A 21,378-nucleotide genomic window follows, 5' to 3' on the forward strand; every position below is an offset into this window, starting at 1 on the left:
GATGACCTATTGCGTCGGCCTGAAGATCGATCGCGGGCTCGTGTTCATGTCGGACACGCGCACCAACGCCGGCATGGATTCGATCTCGACCTTCAGGAAGATGCATGTCTGGGAAGAGCCGGGCGAGCGCGTCATCGTTTTGATGTCGGCCGGCAATCTGGCGACGACGCAGGCCGTGGTCAGCCTGCTCGACGAACGCACCAAGGCAGTGGCGGAGCGTCGTGCCACGCTGCTCGAAACGCCCTCCATGTACCAGACAGTCCGGTTGGTCGGAGACACCGTCAAGGAGGTCATCGCCAGTTCGTCGCCGGCTGGCGAAAAGGCGGATTCCTACTTCAACGCCTCCTTCATCCTCGGCGGTCAGATCAAGGGCAGTCCGCCGCGCCTGTTCATGATCTATCCGGAAGGCAATTTCATCGAATCCACCGACGACACGCCGTTCTTCCAGATTGGTGAGACCAAATACGGCAAGCCGATCATTATCCGCGCTTATGAAAGGACGATGAGTTTCGCCGAGACGGTGAAATTGCTGCTGGTGTCGTTCGACTCGACGCTGAAGTCGAACCTGTCGGTCGGCCTGCCGCTCGACCTGCTGTTCTATGAAAAGGACACTTTCAAGGTCGGGCTCAAAAAGCGAATAACCCAGGACGATCAATATTATCGTACGATCTCGGATAGCTGGTCGAACGCGCTGAAGACCGCCTTTGCCAGTCTGCCTGATTTTCCCGAATGAAAACCTTCGTTTTTCGTGCTCTTTGATCGCGGCTCGATGAGGCGCCACGGAGGCGAAGAAGATGAATAGCAACGAATTCCGCGAGTGGTCGCTGCGAGCGGCTGAATGGGGCGTCGACTACAGAAACAGCCTTCGCGAGAGACCGGTGCGGCCGCTTGTCGAGCCGGGCGAAATCTTCAAAAGCGTCGATGCCGCGCCGCCGGAAGACGGTGAAACGATGCAGGCAATCTTCGCCGATTTCGAACAAAAGATCCTGCCTGGCATGACGCACTGGCAGCATCCGCGTTTCTTCGCCTATTTCCCGGCCAATGCGGCACCGGTCTCCGTCGTGGCCGAGTATCTGGTTTCCGCGATGGCCGCGCAATGCATGCTCTGGCAGACCTCGCCGGCGGCAACCGAGCTCGAGACGCGGGTCGTCGATTGGATGCGGCAGGCGCTTGGTTTGCCGGAGGGATTTTCCGGCGTCATGCAGGATTCGGCTTCATCGGCGACGCTTGCCGCCGTACTGACCATGCGCGAGCGCGCGCTCGACTGGCAAGGCAACAAGAACGGCTTGCAAGGGCAGCCGGTCGTGCGGATCTATTCTTCCGACCAAGTCCATACTTCTATCGACCGGGCGATCTGGGTGTCGGGCATCGGCGAGGCGAACCTCGTGCGCATTCCGGTCGCCGGACGCTTCCGCGCCATGCAGACGGCGGCTCTGGAAGCCGCGATCGTTACCGACCGCGAAAACGGCATGCTGCCGGCGGGCATCATCGCCAGCGTCGGCGGCACAAGTACCGGCGGCACCGACAATGTGGCGGCTGTTGCCGAGGTGGCGAAGCGGCACGGGCTCTACCTGCATGTTGATGCCGCATGGGCCGGCTCCGCCATGATCTGCCACGAGTTCCGGCATTTCTGGGCCGGCGCCGAAAATGCCGATTCCATCGTCTTCAACCCGCATAAATGGTTGGGGGCACAGTTCGATTGCTCGATGCAGTTCATCCGCCAGCCGGAAGACCTGGTCCGCACGCTGGCGATCAAGCCCGAATTCCTGAAAACGCATGGCCGCGACGGGGTCATCAACTACTCCGAATGGTCGGTGCCGCTCGGACGGAGGTTCCGCGCTCTGAAACTTTGGTTCCTGCTGCGTGCGCATGGGTTGGAAAATCTGCGGAACATGATCCGCAACCATGTCGCCTGGAGCGAGAGCCTCGCCGCGCGGCTGGCTCGGGAACCGGATTTCGAGATCGTCACGGAACCGATGCTGTCGCTATTCTCATTCCGCCATCTCGCGGCTGCGGCCATCGACTCTGACGAGCACAATTTGCGGTTGGTCAGCGCGATCAACGATGACGGCCGCATTTACCTGACGCAGACCCGGGTGGACGGGCAGGTGGCGATCCGCTTTCAGGTCGGGCAGTTCGAAACGACTGCGGCGGACGTCGATACTGCTTTCGAGGTCATCACTGAGATCGCGCGGGGGCTGAGTTGATAGCCTCGTCGAGATTGCGCCGGAGCTTTTCTCGCTGCAGTCGCCCGATTTTCATTAGCCGGCCCATACCTGTTCATGGCTTTCGTTTTCAGCTATAGACGAGAAAAACGAAAATGAGAGGTTGCTAGATGTATCTGTCGCCGCGTCATTCCGAAATCATCCAGATGGCCAAGGACCATGGCCGCGTACTGGTCGAGGAACTGGCGACGCATTTCAACGTGACGCCGCAGACGATCCGCAAGGATCTCAACGATCTCTGCGACCAGCGGCTTTTGTCCCGCATCCATGGCGGGGCATTGTTCCCCTCCGGCATCGAGAACATGGAATATGAGGCTCGGCGCAAGATCGCCGCCGAGGAGAAGGAGGCGATCGGCCGCGCAGCAGCCCGGCTGATCCCCGATAACGCGTCTCTGTTCATCAATATCGGGACAACGACGGAAGCTGTCAGCAAGTCGCTGCTCGATCACAGCGGCCTGATGGTCATCACCAATAACATCAATGTTGCCAACAGGATGCGCATATATCCTTCGATCGAGGTGGTGATCGCCGGCGGTGTCGTGCGCGGTTCCGACGGCGGTGTGGTCGGCGAGGCCGCGGTCGATTTCATCAGGCAGTTCAAGGTCGATTTTGCGGTGATCGGCGCCTCGGCCATCGACCATGACGGCGCACTGCTCGACTTCGATTTTCGCGAGGTGAAGGTGGCTCAGGCGATCATCGCCAACGCCCGACATGTGATCCTGGTGTCGGACCAGACCAAATTCGAGCGCACCGCGCCCGTCCGCATCGGCCATCTGTCGCAGGTCAACACCTTTATCACCGATCGTTGCGACATCCCGTCGGTGCGTAAGATCTGCCAGGAGGCAGAAGTTCAGCTGATCGAAACGTCGCTCTCCTAGAGATGCCGTAGCGGCATCTTCCGCTCATCATATTTCGTTTGACATTCGTTATCATTTCGAAATAATTCCGCTACGGTTTCGCAAGAACCCAAAAATGCTGCAATGCGAAGTCGAGGGAGGATTCTTTGAGCGCATCACCGATTCATGACATTTTCGTCATCGGTGGCGGCATCAATGGCTGCGGCATCGCCCGCGATGCCGTTGGACGTGGCTTTTCGGTTTTTCTTGCCGAGATGAACGATCTGGCCAGCGGGACCTCTTCCGGCTCGACCAAACTGATCCACGGCGGCTTGCGCTATCTCGAATTCTACGAATTCCGTCTGGTGCGCGAAGCGCTGATGGAACGCGAGGTCCTGTGGAGGAACGCGCCGCACATCATCTGGCCGATGCGCTTCGTGCTGCCATACGCCAAGGGACTGCGTCCGGCCTGGCTGATCCGGCTCGGGCTTTTCCTCTACGACCATATTGGCGGGCGCAAATTGCTGCCGCCGACGAAAACGCTGGACATGGCCAAGGATCCGGCCGGCAAGCCGCTGAAGCCGCTGTTTCGAAAGGCGTTCGAATATTCGGACGGTTGGGTCAACGATGCCCGGCTGGTTGTGTTGAACGCCCGCGACGCTGCCGAGCGCGGCGCAACCATTCGAACCCGAACAAAGGTCGTCAGCGCACGCCGCGAAGGCAATCTCTGGACGGTCAGGCTTGAAAATGTGCGGACCGGCGATACCGAGGAGGTCAAGGCGCGGCTGCTGGTCAATGCCGCCGGCCCGTGGGTCGATCAGGTGCTGTCGGCCACCGTCGGCTTGAACGACGTGCACAATGTCCGCCTCGTACAAGGCAGCCACATCGTCGTGGGCAAGAAATTCGACGACCCACGCGCCTATTTCTTTCAGAACAAGGACGGGCGCATCATTTTCGCCATCCCTTACGAGGACGAGTTCACGCTCATCGGCACCACCGACCGTGACTATCCCGGCGATCCGCACAACGTCAGGATCAATGACGCCGAGATCGACTATCTCTGCGCTGCGGCAAGCGAATATTTCGCGCAGCCGGTCAAGCCGTCGGATATCGTCTGGACCTATTCCGCGGTGCGACCGCTCTACGACGATGGCGCCTCAAAGGCGCAGGAAGCCACCCGAGACTATGTGCTGAAGGCCGATGGAGGCGAGGGTGCCGCCCCGATTGTCAACGCCTTTGGCGGCAAGATCACGACCTACCGCCGATTGTCGGAATCGATGCTTGAGAAGATCGAGGGTTTTCTCGGCAAGCGCGGCAAACCATGGACGGCAAACGCGCCGCTGCCCGGCGGTGACTTTCCCGTCACCGGCTTCGATGCCGAGGTGGCGAAACTGAAAACGGCGTACCCGTTCCTCGACGCCCGGCTGGCCCGCCGGTTAACCCGGCTCTACGGCACCCGCGCAAGGAAGCTGCTGGGCCTCGCCAAGTCGAACGTCGATCTTGGCCGCAACTTTGGCGCCGATCTCTACGAAGCCGAGGTGCGCTACCTCGTCGAAAACGAATGGGCGATGACTGCCGAGGATGTATTGTGGCGCCGGACCAAGCGCGGCCTGCGTCTCAGCCGTGAGCAGGCGGCAGTGCTCGACGAGTTCATGCGCGGAATAAGCCGGCAGCACGTAGCGGCTGCCGAATAGGAACGGCCGACTGATGCAGAAAGCCTGGGAGGAGGCATCATGCTTGAACTGAGAAACGTGACGAAGACGGTGGGTGCGGCGGAACATATCCGCGACGTCTCGCTGACGCTTCAGCACGGCTCGCTCAACGTCCTGCTCGGGCCGACGCTCTCCGGCAAGACCAGCCTGATGCGGCTGATGGCGGGCCTCGACGTGCCGACCTCGGGCTCGGTCTGGTTTGATGGCAAGGATGTCACCGGCATGCCGGTGCAAAAGCGCAACGTCGCCATGGTCTACCAGCAATTCATCAATTATCCGGCGATGACGGTCTACGAAAACATCGCCTCACCGCTGCGGGTGGCCGGCACGGATCAGGCAACGATCGACAGGGAGGTGCGCAATGCCGCCGCCCTTCTCAAACTAACGCCCTATCTCGACCGGACGCCTCTCAGTCTGTCGGGCGGCCAGCAGCAGCGCACCGCGCTGGCCCGCGCCATCGTCAAGAATGCCAGCCTCGTGCTGCTCGACGAGCCGCTCGCCAATCTCGACTATAAGCTGCGTGAAGAATTACGCGCGGAACTGCCGAAAGTCTTCGCGGCCGCCGGTACAATCTTTGTTTATGCCACGACCGAGCCGCACGAGGCCTTGCTGCTCGGCGGCAACACGGCAACGCTTTCCGAGGGCAGCATCACCCAGTTCGGGCCGACCATCGAAGTGTTCCGCAAACCGGTCGATCTGGTGACGGCGAGAACCTTCGCCGATCCGCCGCTCAACACCATCGTGCTTGCCAAGAAGGGCCTGGATTTCCTGCTCGAGGGCGGCGTGAAATTGCCGGTGCCGGCGGAACTCTTCGGCGTCGCCGATGCGATCTATACGATCGGCTTCCAGCCGCATCATCTGTCCCTCGATCGGCCCAACGCCGCCGCAGTGCCGGTGCGCGCAAAGGTGACGATCACCGAGATCACCGGATCGGAAAGCTTCATCCATCTCGATTTTGCCGATGCGCGCTGGGTCATGCTGACCCACGGCATTCGCGACTTCGAGCCGGACGAGGAGGTCGAGGTGTTCATCGACCCGCGCCACATCATGGTCTTCGACGAGCACGGCCGCGCGATGGCCGCGCCGAAGCTGGCGGCTTAGGAGGAAGCGATGGCGCGCATCGACGTCAATCATATCCGCCACTCCTATCTGCAGAACCCGCGCACGGATGCCGATTTCGCGCTGAAGGAAGTGCACCACACCTTCGAGGATGGCGGCGCTTATGCGCTGCTCGGCCCATCCGGCTGCGGCAAGACCACGCTGCTCAACATCATTTCGGGATTGCTGCATCCCTCGCACGGCCAGCTGCTGTTCAACGGCAGGGACGTGACCAATCTGTCGACCCAAGAGCGCAACATTGCCCAGGTCTTCCAGTTCCCGGTGATCTACGACACGATGACCGTCTACGACAATCTGGCGTTCCCGCTGCGCAATCGCGGCGTGCCGGAGGCCGACGTCGACCTTAAGGTGCGCGAGACGCTGGAGATGACCGGGCTGGCCGATATGGCCAAACGAAAGGCGCGCGGACTGACCGCCGACCAGAAGCAGAAAATCTCGCTCGGACGCGGGCTGGTGCGCTCCGACGTCAATGCCATCCTGTTCGACGAGCCTTTGACCGTCATCGACCCGCATATGAAATGGGTGCTGCGCTCGCAGTTGAAGCAGCTTCACCGCCGCTTCGGTTACACCATGGTCTACGTCACGCACGACCAGACCGAGGCCTTGACCTTCGCCGACAGGGTGGTCGTCATGTATGACGGCGAAATCGTGCAGATCGGCACACCGGCGGAGCTGTTCGAGCGCCCGCGCCACACTTTTGTCGGCTATTTCATCGGCTCGCCCGGCATGAATGTCATGCCGGTGGCGATCGACGGCAAGACAGCGAAGCTGGGCTCGCAGCAGATCGAACTGCCGGGCGTGCCCAAGGCGGGCGGCGGCGCCATCGAGCTCGGCATCCGTCCCGAATATGTGCGCCTGGGCAGCCAGGGCATGGCCGTCCGGGTCAGCAAGGTCGAGGACGTCGGCCGCCATAAGGTGGTCCGTGCCAATCTCGAAGGACGCGAGATCGCCGCCGTCATCGGCGAGGACGAGACAGTTCCGGCTGATCCGAAGGTGCGGTTCGACCCGGCCGGCATCAACATCTATGCCGATTCCTGGCGCGTCGAGATGGGAGCCTGAAGTGGAAAAGACCTGGAACAACAGAGCCTGGTTCCTGGTGCTGCCGGTGCTGCTGCTGGTGGCGTTCTCGGCGGTCATACCGCTGATGACGGTCGTCAATTATTCGGTGCAGGACACTTTCGGCAATAACGTCTTCTTCTGGGCCGGCACGGAATGGTTCGAGGAACTGCTTTCCTCCAGCCGCTTCTGGCAGGCGATGATCCGCAACCTTGTCTTCTCCTTCATCATCCTGGCGATCGAAGTGCCGCTCGGCATCTTCATTGCGCTCAATATGCCGAAGAAGGGTTGGGGCGTGCCTGTTTGCCTTGTTTTGATGGCGTTGCCGCTGCTGATCCCGTGGAACGTCGTCGGCACCATCTGGCAGGTGTTCGGGCGCAACGACATTGGCCTGCTCGGCTATTACGTCAACGCGCTCGGCATCGACTATAATTATGTGCAAGACCCATATGACGCCTGGGTCACGGTCATCATCATGGACGTCTGGCATTGGACCAGCCTCGTCGTTCTGCTCTGCTACGCCGGCCTGGTCTCGATCCCGGATGCCTTTTATCAGGCGGCCAAGATCGACGGTGCCTCGCGCTGGGCGGTGTTCCGTTACATCCAGCTGCCGAAGATGAACCGCGTGCTGCTGATCGCCGTGCTGCTGCGCTTTATGGATAGCTTCATGATCTACACCGAACCGTTCGTGGTGACCGGCGGCGGACCCGGCAACTCGACGACCTTTCTTTCGATCGATCTCGTCAAGACCGCGCTCGGCCAGTTCGACCTCGGCCCGGCGGCGGCGATGTCGCTGGTCTACTTCCTTATCGTCCTGTTGTTGTCATGGGTGTTCTACACCGTGATGACCAATTACGACGCGGAGCGCTGAGATGAGCCGCACCGAAGAGAGAGCCGATAGGGTGAGCGAGACGACAGCTTCGGAAGGGCTCGCCAGCACGCTACGGCAGGACGAGATCGCACGGCTGATGCGCCGTCGCGGCGAGGAGTCGCGTTGGTGGTGGATCGTGCCGACGCTCTACATCATCGTTCTGCTTTTGCCGATCTACTGGCTCATCAATATGAGCTTCAAGACCAATGGCGAGATCGTCTCGTCGCTGACGCTCTACCCGCACGCACCGACATTGGCGAATTACCGCACCATCTTCACCGACGCGTCCTGGTATTCGGGCTACATCAACTCGATCACCTATGTGGTTATGAACATGGTGATTTCGGTGGCTGCGGCACTGCCTGCTGCCTATGCCTTTTCGCGCTATCGCTTCCTCGGCGACAAGCATCTGTTCTTCTGGCTGCTGACCAACCGCATGGCGCCGCCGGCGGTGTTCGCGCTGCCATTCTTCCAGCTTTATTCGGCCTTCGGCCTTATCGACACCCACATCGCCGTGGCTCTGGCGCATTGCCTGTTCAACGTGCCGCTGGCGGTGTGGATCCTCGAAGGCTTCATGTCGGGCGTACCCAAGGAGATCGACGAGACCGCCTATATCGACGGCTATTCGTTCCCGCGCTTCTTCATCAAGATCTTCATGCCGCTGATTGCGAGCGGCATCGGCGTGGCGTGCTTCTTCTGCTTCATGTTCTCGTGGGTGGAGCTCTTGATCGCCCGTACGCTGACGACAACCGATGCCAAGCCGATCGCCGCGACCATGACCCGCACCGTTTCGGCCGCCGGCATGGATTGGGGGCTGCTCGCCGCAGCCGGCGTGCTGACGCTGATTCCTGGCGCGCTCGTCATCTGGTTTGTGCGCAACTACATCGCCAAGGGCTTTGCCCTGGGGAGGGTATGATGGAGCAGGTCGACAGAAGCCCATGGTGGTGGGCCGTGCTGCTTCTCGCCATAGTCGTCGTGGCCTGGGTGGCACTTCAAATCGATTTCGTGGCAATAACGGTAGGCTTCAGCGATCCGGCTAATATCCGCCTGTGGGGATTTAACCTCTCGTCCAACCTCGATTTTTCGTGGATGGCTTGGACGTGGCCGACCGCGGCCTTCTTTGGAACCATCTTTCTGCTGCTTTGCGGCATGGCGGTGTGGGAATACGTCTCGCCGGGCGGCAATCCGCGCGTCGGCGTGCTGCGGTTCGAAACGACGCGTGGCGACCGCCTGTTCCTGTCGCTGCTTGGCAGCGCCTTTATCCATCTCGCTTGGCTGGGTCTAGTCGGACCCAATCTGTGGTGGGCTCTCGCTCTCTCCGTGGTCTACGCCGTCGGCGTGTTCCGCTACGTATAGAGGGGGAAACTGTTGGAACGGCGGCGTGCCGGCCGCCGATCCAGATCGCACTTTGAACTTTAACAGTGGAGGAAATACATGCGACGGCAATTCTTGACATCAACAACTGCGCTTGTCCTATTGCTCGGGGCAAGCAATGCCTATGCCGGAATGGACGAGGCCAAGGCCTTCCTCGATAAGGAAATCGGGCCCCTTTCGACGCTTTCGCGCGCCGACCAGGAAGCCGAGATGCAATGGTTCATCGATGCCGCGAAACCTTTCGCCGGCATGGATATCAAGGTGGTTTCCGAAACCATCGCCACGCATCAGTATGAATCGCAGGTGCTGGCGCCGGCCTTTACGGCCATCACCGGCATCAAGGTTACGCATGACGTCATCCAGGAAGGCGACGTCGTCGAGAAGATCCAGACCCAGATGCAGACCGGCCAGAACCTCTATGACGGCTGGGTCAACGATTCCGATCTGATCGGCACGCACTGGCGCTACCAGCAGGTGCGCAACCTGACCGACTGGATGGCAGGCGACGGCAAGGATGTCACCAACCCGAATCTCGACCTGAAGGATTTCATCGGCACTTCGTTCACCACCGCGCCCGACAAGAAACTCTACCAACTTCCCGACCAGCAGTTCGCCAACCTCTACTGGTTCCGTTACGACTGGTTCAACGACGAGAAGAACAAGGCGGACTTCAAGGCCAAATACGGCTACGACCTTGGCGTGCCGGTGAACTGGTCGGCCTATGAGGACATTGCAGCGTTCTTCACCGGGCGTGAGATCGACGGCAAGAAGGTCTACGGCCATATGGACTATGGCAAGAAGGACCCCTCGCTCGGCTGGCGGTTCACCGACGCCTGGCTGTCGATGGCCGGCAATGGCGACAAGGGCATTCCGAACGGTCTGCCCGTCGACGAATGGGGCATCAAGGTCGACGAGAATTCGCGTCCGGTCGGTTCCTGCACGGCGCGCGGCGGCGACACCAATGGTCCGGCTTCCGTCTATGCCATCCAGAAGTACCTCGATTGGCTGAAGGCCTATGCACCGGCGGAAGCCCAAGGCATGACCTTCTCCGAATCGGGGCCAGTTCCGGCGCAGGGCGCGGTTGCCCAGCAGATCTTCTGGTACACCGCCTTCACCGCCAGCATGGTCGACGCCAGCGCCAAGGCGGTGCTGAACGACGACGGCACGCCGAAGTGGCGCATGGCGCCGTCGCCGCATGGCGTCTACTGGAAGGACGGCATGAAGCTCGGCTATCAGGACGTCGGTTCCTGGACGCTGATGAAGTCGACGCCGACCGACCGCGCCAAGGCCGCCTGGCTCTACGCGCAGTTCGTCACCTCGAAGACGGTCGATGTGAAGAAGAGCCATGTCGGCCTGACCTTCATCCGCGAGAGCACGATCCACGACAAGAGCTTCACCGAACGTGCGCCAAAGCTCGGCGGCTTGATCGAGTTCTACCGCTCGCCGGCACGCGTCCAGTGGTCGCCGACCGGCACCAACGTGCCGGACTATCCGAAGCTGGCACAGCTCTGGTGGCAGGCGATCGGCGATGCTTCGTCGGGCGCCAAGAGCGCGCAAGAAGCAATGGACTCGCTCTGCGCCGAGCAGGAAAAGGTGATGAGCCGCATCGAGAAGTCGGGCGTCCAGGGCGATATTGGCCCGAAGATGGCCGAAGAGCATGACCTCGCCTACTGGAATGCGGACGCGGTCAAGAAGGGCAATCTCGCTCCTCAGCTCAAGATCGAGAACGAGAAGGAAAAGCCGGTCACCATCAACTACGACGAGCTGGTGAAGAGCTGGCAGCAATAGGACCGTTTGATGCGGGCGTCCGCGCCCGCATCGCCATGCTCAGGGGAGGCGGCATGTTGCCGTCTCCCCTGTTTGCGTGAACGGCTCCGCGCCATCCGGCGTCGAGACATCGTTGCACCTTGAAGTCGCTTCGACGGGAGAGAGAATGACCGGATATATCCTTGCAATCGACCAGGGGACGACATCGAGCCGGGCGATCCTGTTCGACGACAAGATGATGGTCGTCGGCAGCGGGCAAAAGGAATTCACCCAATATTATCCGGCCTCCGGCTGGGTCGAGCACAATCCCGAGGAGATATGGGCAAGCGTCGTGGAAACGGTGAACGCCGCGCTGAAGACAGCCGGCCGCAACGCAGCGGAAGTCGCCGCGATCGGCATCACCAACCAGCGCGAAACCGTCGTCATCTGGGACAAGGAGACCGGCAAGCCGATCCACAACGCGATTGTCTGGCAGGACCGCCGCACCGCGCCGCTATGCCAGAAACTGAAGAAGCTGGGGCTGGAGAAGAAATTCACGAAAAAGACCGGCCTGCTGCTCGATCCCTATTTCTCCGGCACCAAGATCGCCTGGATGCTGGACAAGGTGAAGGGCGCCAGAAAACGCGCCGAGAAGGGCGAACTGCTGGCTGGCACCATCGACAGTTTCCTGATTTGGCGCCTGACTGGCGGCAGGGTCCACGCCACTGACGCCACCAATGCCTCACGCACACTGGTCTACAACATCGAACAAAACGCTTGGGACGACGAGCTGCTGGCCATTTTCGGCATACCTGCAAGAATGCTGCCGCAGGTGAAGGATTGTGCCGATGATTTTGGAATCACCGACAAAAGCCTGTTTGGTGCAGAGATCAGAATCCTCGGTGTGGCCGGCGACCAGCATGCGGCGGCGATCGGCCAGGCCTGTTTCGAACCGGGCATGATGAAATCCACCTACGGCACCGGTTGCTTCGCGCTGCTCAACACCGGAAGCGATCTGGTGCGTTCTAGGAACCGGCTTTTGACCACCATCGCCTACAGGCTGAACGGCAAGACCACCTATGCGCTGGAGGGCTCGATCTTTATCGCCGGCGCCGCCGTGCAATGGCTGCGGGACGGCATCAAAGTGATCGGCAAGGCCGAGCAGAGCGGCAAATTGGCGGCGGAAGCCGATCCAACGCAGAACGTCTATCTGGTGCCGGCTTTCGTCGGGCTCGGCGCACCGCACTGGGATGCCGAGGCGCGCGGCGCCATCTTCGGGCTGACCCGCAATTCGGGGCCGGCGGAATTTGCCCGCGCGGCACTGGAATCCGTTGCGTTCCAAACACGCGACCTGCTTGACGCCATGCGCAAGGACTGGAAGGCCGCCTCGGCCAAGACCGTCCTCAGGGTCGATGGCGGCATGGTGGCGTCGGACTGGACCATGCAGCGGCTGGCCGACATTCTCGATGCGCCGGTAGACCGGCCGACAATTCTCGAGACGACCGCGCTTGGTGCGGCATGGCTGGCCGGCTCGAAGGCCGGTGTCTGGCCGAAGGCGCGGGAATTCGCCAGGAGTTGGGCGCTCGAGCGCCGGTTCAAGCCGGACATGGATGCTTCGACACGTGCGGCCAAGCTGGCCGGTTGGCGCCACGCTGTGCGCAGGACGCTAAGTACGCAATAGGCAGGGATGCCCCGATGCCCGGGATTCGCACTAATGAAAAACCCGCGCCGTTTCGGGCGCGGGCTTGCAGCCTCTAATCTGGGACTCAGTAAGGCGACCGGCACTGCCGGCGCGGACCGTAATTGGGCTGGTAAGTGTTGTCAGAAGCGCGATAGCTCCGATAACGGTCATAGCACCACTGCACGTGGGCATCGCCACGATAGACACGATTCTGGTTGACGATCGCGCCGGTAATCAGCGCTCCGGTAGCAAACGCAGCCAGCGGGAACCAGAAGTCGCCGTGACGGCGATAGCCGCGACGATATTCGCGATAGCCGCGATGGCCACGCCAGTACATGCCGTCGTCACGCGCAAAATTGCGACGGAAATCGCGACGCGAGAAATCGCGATTGTTCCGGTGCCTCCGCCACGGCTCGTACTGGACGGTCTGGATATTCGAGGTGAGCCCCTGGGCCGGGGGCGCATAGCTGGGCTGAGCGTTGACTGGCACGATCTCCGCGGCAGCGAATGAGATCGAAAGAGTGGTCGCCAGCAGGCCCGACATGATCCTATTCATGGTCTTCTCCTTGAAACGCATGTCCCTTATCGCGGGAAACGGGCAGGTTGCGCAAATTGTTCCGCCAAAAATCCCAAGTTGCTGATCCGCAAAGGTTCTTCCGATTCGTTGCTTGTGCTTGTCCCGCAAAAGCGCGAGCTTCGGCCTTGCGCGGGAGGGAGGCCGTTCCCTCGACGCCGAGGCGCTTCGCAAGGCATGACGACACTGCTGGAAAGCCCGGTGTGCGAGCCGTCTTTTTCTGGTTGACCGGCAGAGGCACTCTCCCTATGTTCCGCGCAATTTCGAGGGCGGCCTTTCTGAGCCCGCGGGAGCGCGTAGCTCAGCCGGTAGAGCAACTGACTTTTAATCAGTAGGTCATGGGTTCGAATCCCATCGCGCTCACCAAAATCCGATGGTCTATTCTGGACACATAGGTTACATTTTATACCGGAGACATGGGTAACACTTTTGGCCCGAAGGGGTTTTGGAGTGGTTCGAGCCTGCATGTCTTATCATCAAAGTATCCCAAATCATGATGCATGAAGGAGACGAGCCAAATGACCGTCGTCACTTCCTTGATGCCGAGCCTTCACCGGCGAGCACGGTGGAGACGTTGTTTTTCTTTCGATGCAATGCAGATGCGGCCGCAGGCGGTGACGAGAATAACACCGGTCAGGGATTCTGGCTGGACACACTTGCTCACGGATGACAATTGTCCGCGCTGAAATGTTGGGGGAACATATGATAAATGAAGAAGAACTTGAAGCAATTTGGGCCGACGATCTGCTAGGCCGCAAACAAGATGCATCATTCTTACAGCAGTTTTTGGTAGCTCGAGTTACCGAACGCCAAGCAGCAGGAAAGACCGGGTCGTATGTCATCGATATCGACGCTCAGTGGGGCGCTGGAAAATCGTTCTTTGTCGACCGATTTGCCACTCAATTAAAAAAATCTGGACACCTCGTGGCAACAGTGAATGCTTGGCGGGATGATCATATGGATGATCCATTTGTGGCTATACTAACTTCGATTGATGCTGCGCTTGCTCCGTTCACAAAGAAAAAGTCCGACAAAGCGTCAGTGACTTGGAGCGCAGTTAAAAAGAGCGCCACTCCTATAATTGGACGAGTTGTTGCAGGCGCGGCGAAGACGCTAGTCAAACGATACACTGGCGAAAGCGTGGATGCGTTGCTTGAGCACGTTACTGGAGCCGATGAGACCAGAGAGGGTATCGTGAAAGCTGAAAAGGCGGGATCTCTGATAGATGATGTTGTCTCGTCTGCAGCTGAAGTTGCCTCAATCGAGATCGAACGTATAATCGATCAAAGCGCCGAACAGCTAATCGAAATCTTTCAGCGGAAAAACGAGGCAATCCTGGATTTTCGTATCAAGTTAGAAACGGCCCTTGTTGCTCTTTCGGAAGTCAAGCTTCCATTGTTCGTCTTGATCGACGAGTTGGACCGTTGCCGACCATCATACGCGATCGCTCTTCTGGAGCGGGTGAAACACCTGTTCGACGTTGATAATGTCGTTTTCGTTTTCGCTAACAACAGCGAGCAACTCAAGCACACTATTTCGGGCGCGTATGGCGAATACTTTGACGGGTTCCGCTATCTAAAGAGATTCTTCGATAGAACCTATGTGTTTGAAAGGCCCTCTCTGGACGAGTTCATTAAGACCCTACTAGCTGACGTAGACGTCAAGAAACTCAGGTCTCCAATACAAAGCCCATCCGATTTCCTTGTAATCGCATCCGATCGGTATGGCATGGAGCTTCGTGAGGTGCAGCATGTTCTGGACATTGTTCGAACCGTGACCACCATTTGGAGTAGTACGATCCCTATCGATCTGGTGCTTCTGTTCCCCCTTGCAACCACATTTTACCGCACTGGAAATGTCGAGTGGGACTCTGTCAAAATGCCAGACAACTCCACAATCGCGCTGGGCATGCGGTATGCTCGCGGGCTTTCCCCAAGATACGAAAGAGAACTCGCCCCCCGTGAGTTCTCTATCTCGGAAGCGTTCAAATTGTCGACAGAGATATTTGATTCTATGCAAAAGATGATGGACTTTGGAAACTCAGATTCAATATCGCCAACTGCGGATTACGTCAGAATGACTTTTACGCCGGAATGGAATGGGGTGCGCGTCATGCGCGACGCCCCCAGCATACAGCGACAACTCGCTGGATTTGTTCGCAGTGCGGGTAGGCTGGCGCAGGTCGAGTTCGGCCTAAAGGAAGCTTCGTAACCAAGCCTGACAAAGATGGCGGCTAGCAAAGACGTGGCCTGTCCAATCTCCAAGTTAATGTGTGCCATCGCGCTCGGCAGAAATTTCAAGAATTTCCAAACACCAGCGAGACATTGCCGCCAGCATGGCGCTCGAGCCGTCCGGCTAGGTCGAGCTCCAGCAGCACCATGAACACCTGGGCGGGATGCAGGCCGGTGTGGCGGATGATCTCGTCGACTGCTACCGGCGTCGGGCCGAGCGCCTCGACGACGCGGTCGCGGTCGTCCTCGCGCGGCGGCGGCGTTGCCGAAAAGTCGGGCGGCTCCTCAAGCGGCGATGTCCTTGGGGCCCAGGCGCCGACCAGCGGGGCGATCGCACTGGTGATATCGGCGGCCTCGGTGACAAGGCTTGCGCCGTCCTTGAGCAGGCCATTGGCGCCGGCGGCGCGTGGATCGAGCGGCGAACCGGGAACGGCAAAGACCAGCCGGCCCATCTCGCCGGCAAGCCGGGCGCTGATCAGCGAGCCGGAGCGCTGTGCGGCCTCGACCACCACCAATCCCAATGCAGCACCGGCGACGAGCCGGTTGCGGCGCGGAAAATCCTGTGCGCGCGGCTGCCAGCCAAACGGCATTTCGGAAATGATGGCGCCGCCGCGCTCGGCGATCTCGTCGCACAGGCCGGCATTTTCGGGCGGGTAGGGCAAATCGAGGCCGCCGGCGAGCACGCCGATTGTGCCAGTCGCAAGGCTGCCATGGTGCGCGGCCGTATCGATGCCGCGCGCCAGGCCGGAGACGATGCCATAACCGTCGCGGCCGAGATCCGCCGCCAGCATCCGCGCCATCTTGATGCCGGCCAGCGATGCGTTGCGAGCGCCGACGATGGCGACCGCTGGCAAGCGGAACACCGCGCTATTGCCCCTGACCGCGAGCAGCGGCGGCGGATGATCCATGCTTTTCATCAGCGGCGGATAATCCGCTTCGCCGATGCCGACGAAGCGGGCGCCAGCCCGCCGGGCGGTCTCCAGCTCCGCCTCGGTCTCGGCAATGGACGGGATGCGGACGATTTTTTTGGCGCCACCCGAAATCATCAGCTCGGGCAGCATCGATAGCGCTGCTTCGGCCGAACCGAACCGGTTGATCAGGTCGCGAAAGGAAGCCGGGCCGACATTCGGCGTGCGGATCAGACGAAGCCAGCTCAGCCGCTGCCGGTCGCTGAGGCGCGGCCCGGCGTCGGGCTCGCTCACTCCTTGGCCCCGATCTTACCCTCGGTGCCGGCAAGCAGCCGCGCAATGTTGCCGCGGTGCTTTACGATGACGATTAGGCTCATCGCCGCGAAAAGCCCGGCAATCTGCGGCGTGCTCAGGAAATACAGTGCCATGGGCACCACAACTGCTGCCGTCAGCGCCGCGAGCGAGGAGTAGCGGAACAGGAAAGCCACCGCCAGCCAGACGACGGCGAAGATCAGCGCCGCCTGCCAGGCAAGGCCGATCAGCACGCCAAGGTAAGTGGCGACACCCTTGCCCCCCTTGAAGCCGAGCCAGACCGGAAAGAGATGACCTAAAAACGCGCCGAAGCCGGCCCAAAGTCCGAGCTCGGGCGCAAAGCGGCCTGCGATCAGCACCGCCGCGGTGCCTTTAAGGGCGTCGAGCAGAAGCGTGGCCGCGGCCAAGCTCTTGTTGCCGGTGCGTAGCACATTGGTGGCGCCGATGTTGCCGGAGCCGATGTTGCGCACGTCGCCGAGGCCGGCGGCACGGGTGATCAGCAGGCCAAACGGGATCGAGCCGAGAAGATAGCCGAACACCAATGCCAAGACGGGACTGTAAGCCATTGTTCCCCCGAACTTTCCTTGGCTGAGCGGATTTTAAGCCGTGACGCCTGTTTTCGTCCTAGGCCGAAAACACTGTGCGGCCCGCCACCATCGTTTGCAAGACCTTGCCTTGCAGTCGAGCGCCTTCGAAACAGGTGTTTTTCGAGCGTGAGCGGATGCCGCTCTCGCTGACGACCCATGGCTCGTCCAGATCGACGAGCGAAAGGTCGGCCAATGCCCCCGGTTTCAGCGTGCCGCCGGGCAGGCCGAACAATCTTGCCGGCGCGGTCGACAGTGTCTCGACCAGCCGGAGCAGCGTCACGTCGCCATTGTGATAGAGCCGCAGCGCTGCGCCTAGCAGCGTTTCCAGGCCGATGGCGCCGGCCGCGGCATCGGCAAAGGGAAGGCGCTTGGTGTCGACGTCCTGCGGGTCGTGCGAGGAGACGATGAGATCGATGGTGCCGTCCTTGATCGCTTCGATCATCGCCAGCCGGTCTTCCTCCGCGCGCAGCGGCGGCGTCAGCCGGAAGAAGGTGCGGTACTCGCCTACATCATTCTCGTTGAGCGACAGATTGTGGATCGACACGCCTGATGTGACATTGGCGCCATCGGCTTTCGCGCGTGCTACCGCGCTTGCCGCCATAGCCGTCGAAATCTTGGCAGCGTGATAGGCGCCGCCGGTCAGCCGAGCCAACGCGAGATCGCGCTCCAGGGGGATCGATTCGGCTTCGCGCGGAATGCCGGCAAGGCCAAGCCAGCTTGCGTAAAGGCCTTCGTTCATCACGCCGGCCGAAGCGAGGTCGGCGTCTTGGGTTTCATGCGCGATGACGCCACCGAAATCGCGCGCATAGGTCAGCGCGCGGCGCATCACCAGCGCGCTGGCAATCGAATGCCGGCCATCGGTGAAGGCGACCGCGCCGGCCTCGCGCAGCAGGCCGAATTCGGTCATCTCGCGGCCTTCCAGCCCCTTGGTGATCGCTGCTGCCGGCAAGATGTTGACGATTGCGGTGTCCTTGGCGGTGCGCAGCACGAACTCGACCAGTGCGACATTGTCGATCACCGGGTCGGTATCGGGCATCATGACGATTGAGGTGACGCCGCCGGCCGCCGCAGCGATGCTCGCCGAAGCAATGGTCTCCCGGTGTTCGCCGCCGGGTTCGCCGATGAAGACGCGCGCGTCGATCAATCCAGGGATGATAGTCTTGCCGGCGCAGTCGATGATGGTGGCGCCTTCGGGCGCGCCCTGGTTCAAAGCCGCCTTGCCGGCGGCAACGATTTTGCGGCCTTCGACGATGACGGTGCCGACCTCATCGATGCCGCGCGACGGGTCGACGATGTGGGCCCGGCTGAAGACCGTTATGCTCATCAGGCGCGGCCCTCGTGGTTTCGACGGGGGTCGAGCAGCGCTTCCATTACCGCCATGCGCACGGCGACGCCCATCTCAACCTGTTCCTGGATAACGCTTTGCGGGCCGTCGGCGATCTCGGAGGCGATCTCGACGCCGCGGTTCATCGGGCCGGGATGCATGACCAGCGCACCGTCCTTGGCCGCCTTCAGCTTCTCCGCGTCGAGGCCGAAATAGCGGAAATATTCGCGCACCGACGGTACGAAAGCGCCTTCCATGCGTTCGCGCTGCAGGCGCAGCATCATCACCACGTCGGCGTCCTTCAGACCCTCGGCCATGGAACGGGTGACGACGACGCCCATTTTCTCGATGCCGGCGGGCAAAAGCGTCGAAGGGGCGACGACCCTGACCTGGGCACCAAGCGCGTTGAGCAGGATGATGTTGGAGCGGGCCACGCGCGAATGCAGGATGTCGCCGCAGATCGCCACGATCAGCTTCGACAACGGACCCTTGACGCGGCGGATGGTCAGTGCGTCGAGCAGCGCCTGGGTAGGGTGCTCATGGGCGCCGTCGCCGGCATTGACCACCGAACAGCCGACTTTTTGGGCAAGAAGTGCTGCCGCGCCGGCCGATTGATGGCGGATGATCAATATGTCGGGACGCATGGCATTCAGCGTCATCGCCGTATCGATCAGCGTCTCGCCCTTTTTCACCGACGAACTCGCTACGGACATGTTCATGACGTCGGCGCCGAGCCGTTTGCCGGCCAGCTCGAATGACGATTGCGTACGGGTCGAGGCTTCGTAGAAGAGATTGATCTGGGTGCGGCCGCGCAGCGTCGATGTCTTCTTGTCCGACTGCCGCGAGATGGCAACGGCCCTGTCCGCCCGGTCGAGCAGAAGCTCGATGTCGGCAGGGGAAAGATCGCGGATGCCCAGAAGATGGCGGTGGGGATACAGCGGCAGGGACGATACGTCGGTCATCTCAAGTCGCTGCTATAGGGGGGAGGCTCCGCGGCTGCAAGCACCGGCTTGGGATTGGATTGGTTCTCCCCGGTATTTTCGTCGCGCGCCGCTGGCCATAGGCTATAAACCGCCTTGGCTTTGGATTCGCTGCCTTCAGGTGATAAGGACGAAGCGTGACTGACGACGTGACCAACCAGCCGCCGCCGCTGGCCGGCGGCAACGCCTGGCGGGGCGATCCGTTGCTGATCCAGCTTGCCGAGCGCTTTTCCGAACCGGTGCGCAAGGACCTCGACGGGCTTGGCCGTTTCGTTCTGACCCATGAGGCGCAGGAACTGGCCCGTCTTGCCAATGTCGAGACGCCGAAGCTCAGGACCCACGACCGCCAGGGTCGGCGCATCGACCAGGTCGAGTTCCATCCCGCCTATCACGCACTGATGCGCCGCTCGGTCGCCAACGGGCTGCATTCGTCGGTCTGGGAGAATGGCGATGCCGAGATAGGCCGCCGCCACCAGGTGCGCGCCGCGCGCTTTTACCTCACGGCTGAGCTCGAGACCGGGCATCTCTGCCCGATCACCATGACCAGCGCTTCGCTGGCGGCGCTGATGGCCAGCCCGAAGCTGTTTCGCGAATGGGCGCCCCGGGTGACGACGCGCAAATACGATCAAAGCCAAAAGCCGCCGGTCGAAAAAGCCGGGCTGACACTCGGCATGGGCATGACCGAGAAGCAAGGCGGCACCGATGTCCGCGCCAACGTCACCAGGGCGGAGCGCGCGGGCAGCAGGTTTTATCGCCTGACCGGCCACAAATGGTTCATGTCGGCGCCGATGTCGGATGCCTTCCTGGTGCTCGGACAGGCGCCGGAGGGACTGTCGTGCTTTCTCGTACCCCGCCTGCTCGGCGACGGATCCGGCAACGGCTTCCGCTTTCAGCGGCTGAAGGACAAGCTCGGCAACCGCTCCAATGCCTCGTCGGAGGTGGAATTCGTCAACGCCATCGGCGAGATGGTCGGCGAGCCGGGCGCGGGCGTGAAGACGATCATGGACATGGTGACCCTGACGCGGCTCGACTGTGCCGTCGCCTCATCGGCGATCATGCGGGCCGGACTGGCCGAGGCCGTCCACCACACGCGCCACCGCAAGGTGTTTGGAACCAATCTGATCGAGCAGCCGCTGATGCAGCGTGTGCTGGCCGATATGGCGCTCGACGTTGCCGCCGCTACCGCGCTGTCGTTCCGGCTGGCGCGCTCCTTCGACGAGGCGGCCGGCGACCGCGGCGAGGCGGCCTTCGCGCGCGCCATGACGCCGGTCGTCAAATACTGGGTCTGCAAGATTGCGCCGCCGCTGCTCTATGAAGCGATGGAGTGCCTCGGCGGCAATGGCTATGTCGAGGAGGGGCCGCTCGCCCGCTACTATCGCGAAGCTCCGGTCAACGCGATCTGGGAGGGATCCGGCAACGTCATGGCGCTCGATGTGCTACGTGTGCTGGGGCGTGCACCCGGCCTGTTCGATGACGTGCTGGCCGGCATCGACCGCGATCTCGGCGCCGGCGGACGCGGCACCGTCGGCGTGCTCAAGGCGGCAATGCAGGTCGCTGCAACCGACGAGGGCTCGGCGCGGCTCTTGACCGAGCAATTGGCATTGTCGGCGGCGGCAGCAGAGCTTCGCAGGCTGGGGGCAGGGCGGATCGCCGACGCCTTCGTCGAAACGCGCCTCGCCGGCCAGTGGCGCAATACCTATGGCATGATCGATTCCCGCCATGATGCGCGCATGATCATCGATACGCTCTACCCGCCGATCAACTAAGGGCCGTCGCCCAATTCGCTGCCGCTCTCGCGACCCTGTGGATGGCCGTTAACCTTAACGAATGGTTTCCGTTGCG

General features: G+C 61.1%; 18 protein-coding genes, 1 tRNA gene and 1 pseudogene. 14 read left to right on the forward strand and 6 right to left on the reverse strand.

Annotated features, from left to right (window positions below; genetic code table 11):
- Position 1 precedes the first annotated feature (1 nt).
- From NKJ20_RS03780 to glpK, 11 genes are all read left to right on the forward strand, one after another.
- Positions 2-733, forward strand: coding sequence for a proteasome-type protease (locus NKJ20_RS03780; RefSeq protein ID WP_352742651.1), 732 nt, complete (start codon positions 2-4; stop codon positions 731-733).
- Between the two features lie 61 nt (positions 734-794).
- Positions 795-2,207, forward strand: a complete 1,413-nt coding sequence (locus NKJ20_RS03785) for a pyridoxal phosphate-dependent decarboxylase family protein (protein ID WP_352742653.1) — start codon at positions 795-797, stop codon at positions 2,205-2,207.
- A gap of 128 nt (positions 2,208-2,335) precedes the next feature.
- Positions 2,336-3,103, forward strand: a complete 768-nt coding sequence (locus tag NKJ20_RS03790; protein ID WP_023674889.1) for a DeoR/GlpR family DNA-binding transcription regulator — start codon at positions 2,336-2,338, stop codon at positions 3,101-3,103.
- Between the two features lie 125 nt (positions 3,104-3,228).
- Complete coding sequence (gene glpD / locus NKJ20_RS03795) at positions 3,229-4,755, forward strand: glycerol-3-phosphate dehydrogenase (RefSeq protein WP_023674890.1); 1,527 nt, start codon at positions 3,229-3,231, stop codon at positions 4,753-4,755.
- A 39-nt stretch (positions 4,756-4,794) separates the two neighbouring features.
- Positions 4,795-5,874 carry an ABC transporter ATP-binding protein gene (locus NKJ20_RS03800; protein ID WP_352448782.1) on the forward strand — a complete coding sequence of 360 codons (1,080 nt, stop codon included), beginning with the start codon at positions 4,795-4,797 and terminating at the stop codon, positions 5,872-5,874.
- Positions 5,875-5,883: 9 nt separating this feature from the next.
- The gene (locus NKJ20_RS03805) at positions 5,884-6,951 is read left to right on the forward strand and encodes an ABC transporter ATP-binding protein (RefSeq protein WP_352742655.1); all 1,068 of its coding nucleotides are present in this window, start codon (positions 5,884-5,886) and stop codon (positions 6,949-6,951) included.
- A gap of 1 nt (position 6,952) precedes the next feature.
- Positions 6,953-7,819 (forward strand): carbohydrate ABC transporter permease, encoded by an 867-nt coding sequence (locus NKJ20_RS03810; protein ID WP_023674893.1) that lies wholly within the window; start codon positions 6,953-6,955, stop codon positions 7,817-7,819.
- 1 nt (position 7,820) lies between these two features.
- Positions 7,821-8,735, forward strand: coding sequence for a carbohydrate ABC transporter permease (locus NKJ20_RS03815; protein ID WP_352448784.1), 915 nt, complete (start codon positions 7,821-7,823; stop codon positions 8,733-8,735).
- Positions 8,736-8,908: 173 nt separating this feature from the next.
- Positions 8,909-9,175, forward strand: a complete 267-nt coding sequence (locus tag NKJ20_RS03820; protein ID WP_031193610.1) for a DUF2160 domain-containing protein — start codon at positions 8,909-8,911, stop codon at positions 9,173-9,175.
- 78 nt (positions 9,176-9,253) lie between these two features.
- Entirely contained in the window at positions 9,254-10,981 is a 1,728-nt protein-coding gene (locus NKJ20_RS03825) for an ABC transporter substrate-binding protein (RefSeq protein WP_352682868.1), read from the forward strand.
- Positions 10,982-11,126: 145 nt separating this feature from the next.
- Positions 11,127-12,620 (forward strand): glycerol kinase GlpK, encoded by a 1,494-nt coding sequence (gene glpK / locus NKJ20_RS03830; protein ID WP_352742658.1) that lies wholly within the window; start codon positions 11,127-11,129, stop codon positions 12,618-12,620.
- 85 nt (positions 12,621-12,705) lie between these two features.
- Here glpK and NKJ20_RS03835 read toward each other — a convergent pair whose 3' ends face one another.
- Positions 12,706-13,176, reverse strand: a complete 471-nt coding sequence (locus tag NKJ20_RS03835; RefSeq protein ID WP_352742803.1) for a BA14K family protein — start codon at positions 13,174-13,176, stop codon at positions 12,706-12,708.
- Positions 13,177-13,484: 308 nt separating this feature from the next.
- Here NKJ20_RS03835 and NKJ20_RS03840 point away from each other — a divergent pair.
- Positions 13,485-13,560, forward strand: a tRNA-Lys gene (locus NKJ20_RS03840).
- Between the two features lie 37 nt (positions 13,561-13,597).
- On the opposite strand, the pseudogene NKJ20_RS34125 reads toward NKJ20_RS03840, so the two are convergent.
- Positions 13,598-13,819: pseudogene (locus tag NKJ20_RS34125) on the reverse strand (IS481 family transposase); the annotation flags it as partial.
- A gap of 77 nt (positions 13,820-13,896) precedes the next feature.
- On the opposite strand from NKJ20_RS34125, the gene NKJ20_RS03845 reads away from it, so the two are divergent.
- On the forward strand, positions 13,897-15,405 hold the full coding sequence (locus tag NKJ20_RS03845) for a KAP family P-loop NTPase fold protein (protein ID WP_352742660.1): 1,509 nt from the start codon (positions 13,897-13,899) through the stop codon (positions 15,403-15,405).
- Between the two features lie 85 nt (positions 15,406-15,490).
- Here NKJ20_RS03845 and dprA read toward each other — a convergent pair whose 3' ends face one another.
- Genes dprA through NKJ20_RS03865 form a run of 4 tightly spaced genes read right to left on the reverse strand, consistent with a single transcriptional unit; the run spans position 15,491 to position 19,518 of the window.
- Complete coding sequence (gene dprA, locus NKJ20_RS03850) at positions 15,491-16,627, reverse strand: DNA-processing protein DprA (protein WP_352742662.1); 1,137 nt, start codon at positions 16,625-16,627, stop codon at positions 15,491-15,493.
- The gene (gene plsY / locus NKJ20_RS03855) at positions 16,624-17,211 is read right to left on the reverse strand and encodes a glycerol-3-phosphate 1-O-acyltransferase PlsY (RefSeq protein WP_352448789.1); all 588 of its coding nucleotides are present in this window, start codon (positions 17,209-17,211) and stop codon (positions 16,624-16,626) included. The genes dprA and plsY overlap by 4 nt, the downstream gene beginning before the upstream one ends.
- Positions 17,212-17,269: 58 nt before the next feature.
- Positions 17,270-18,556, reverse strand: coding sequence for a dihydroorotase (locus NKJ20_RS03860; RefSeq protein ID WP_352742664.1), 1,287 nt, complete (start codon positions 18,554-18,556; stop codon positions 17,270-17,272).
- Positions 18,556-19,518 carry an aspartate carbamoyltransferase catalytic subunit gene (locus NKJ20_RS03865; protein WP_352742666.1) on the reverse strand — a complete coding sequence of 321 codons (963 nt, stop codon included), beginning with the start codon at positions 19,516-19,518 and terminating at the stop codon, positions 18,556-18,558. Before NKJ20_RS03865 ends, NKJ20_RS03860 begins: the two co-directional genes overlap by 1 nt.
- A 155-nt stretch (positions 19,519-19,673) precedes the next feature.
- Here NKJ20_RS03865 and NKJ20_RS03870 point away from each other — a divergent pair, with 155 nt between their 5' ends.
- Positions 19,674-21,302, forward strand: a complete 1,629-nt coding sequence (locus NKJ20_RS03870) for a DNA alkylation response protein (protein ID WP_352742668.1) — start codon at positions 19,674-19,676, stop codon at positions 21,300-21,302.
- Positions 21,303-21,378 lie beyond the last annotated feature (76 nt).

Origin of the sequence: Mesorhizobium sp. M0185 (assembly GCF_040322175.1) — a bacterium.
Taxonomy (GTDB): Bacteria; Pseudomonadota; Alphaproteobacteria; order Rhizobiales; family Rhizobiaceae; genus Mesorhizobium.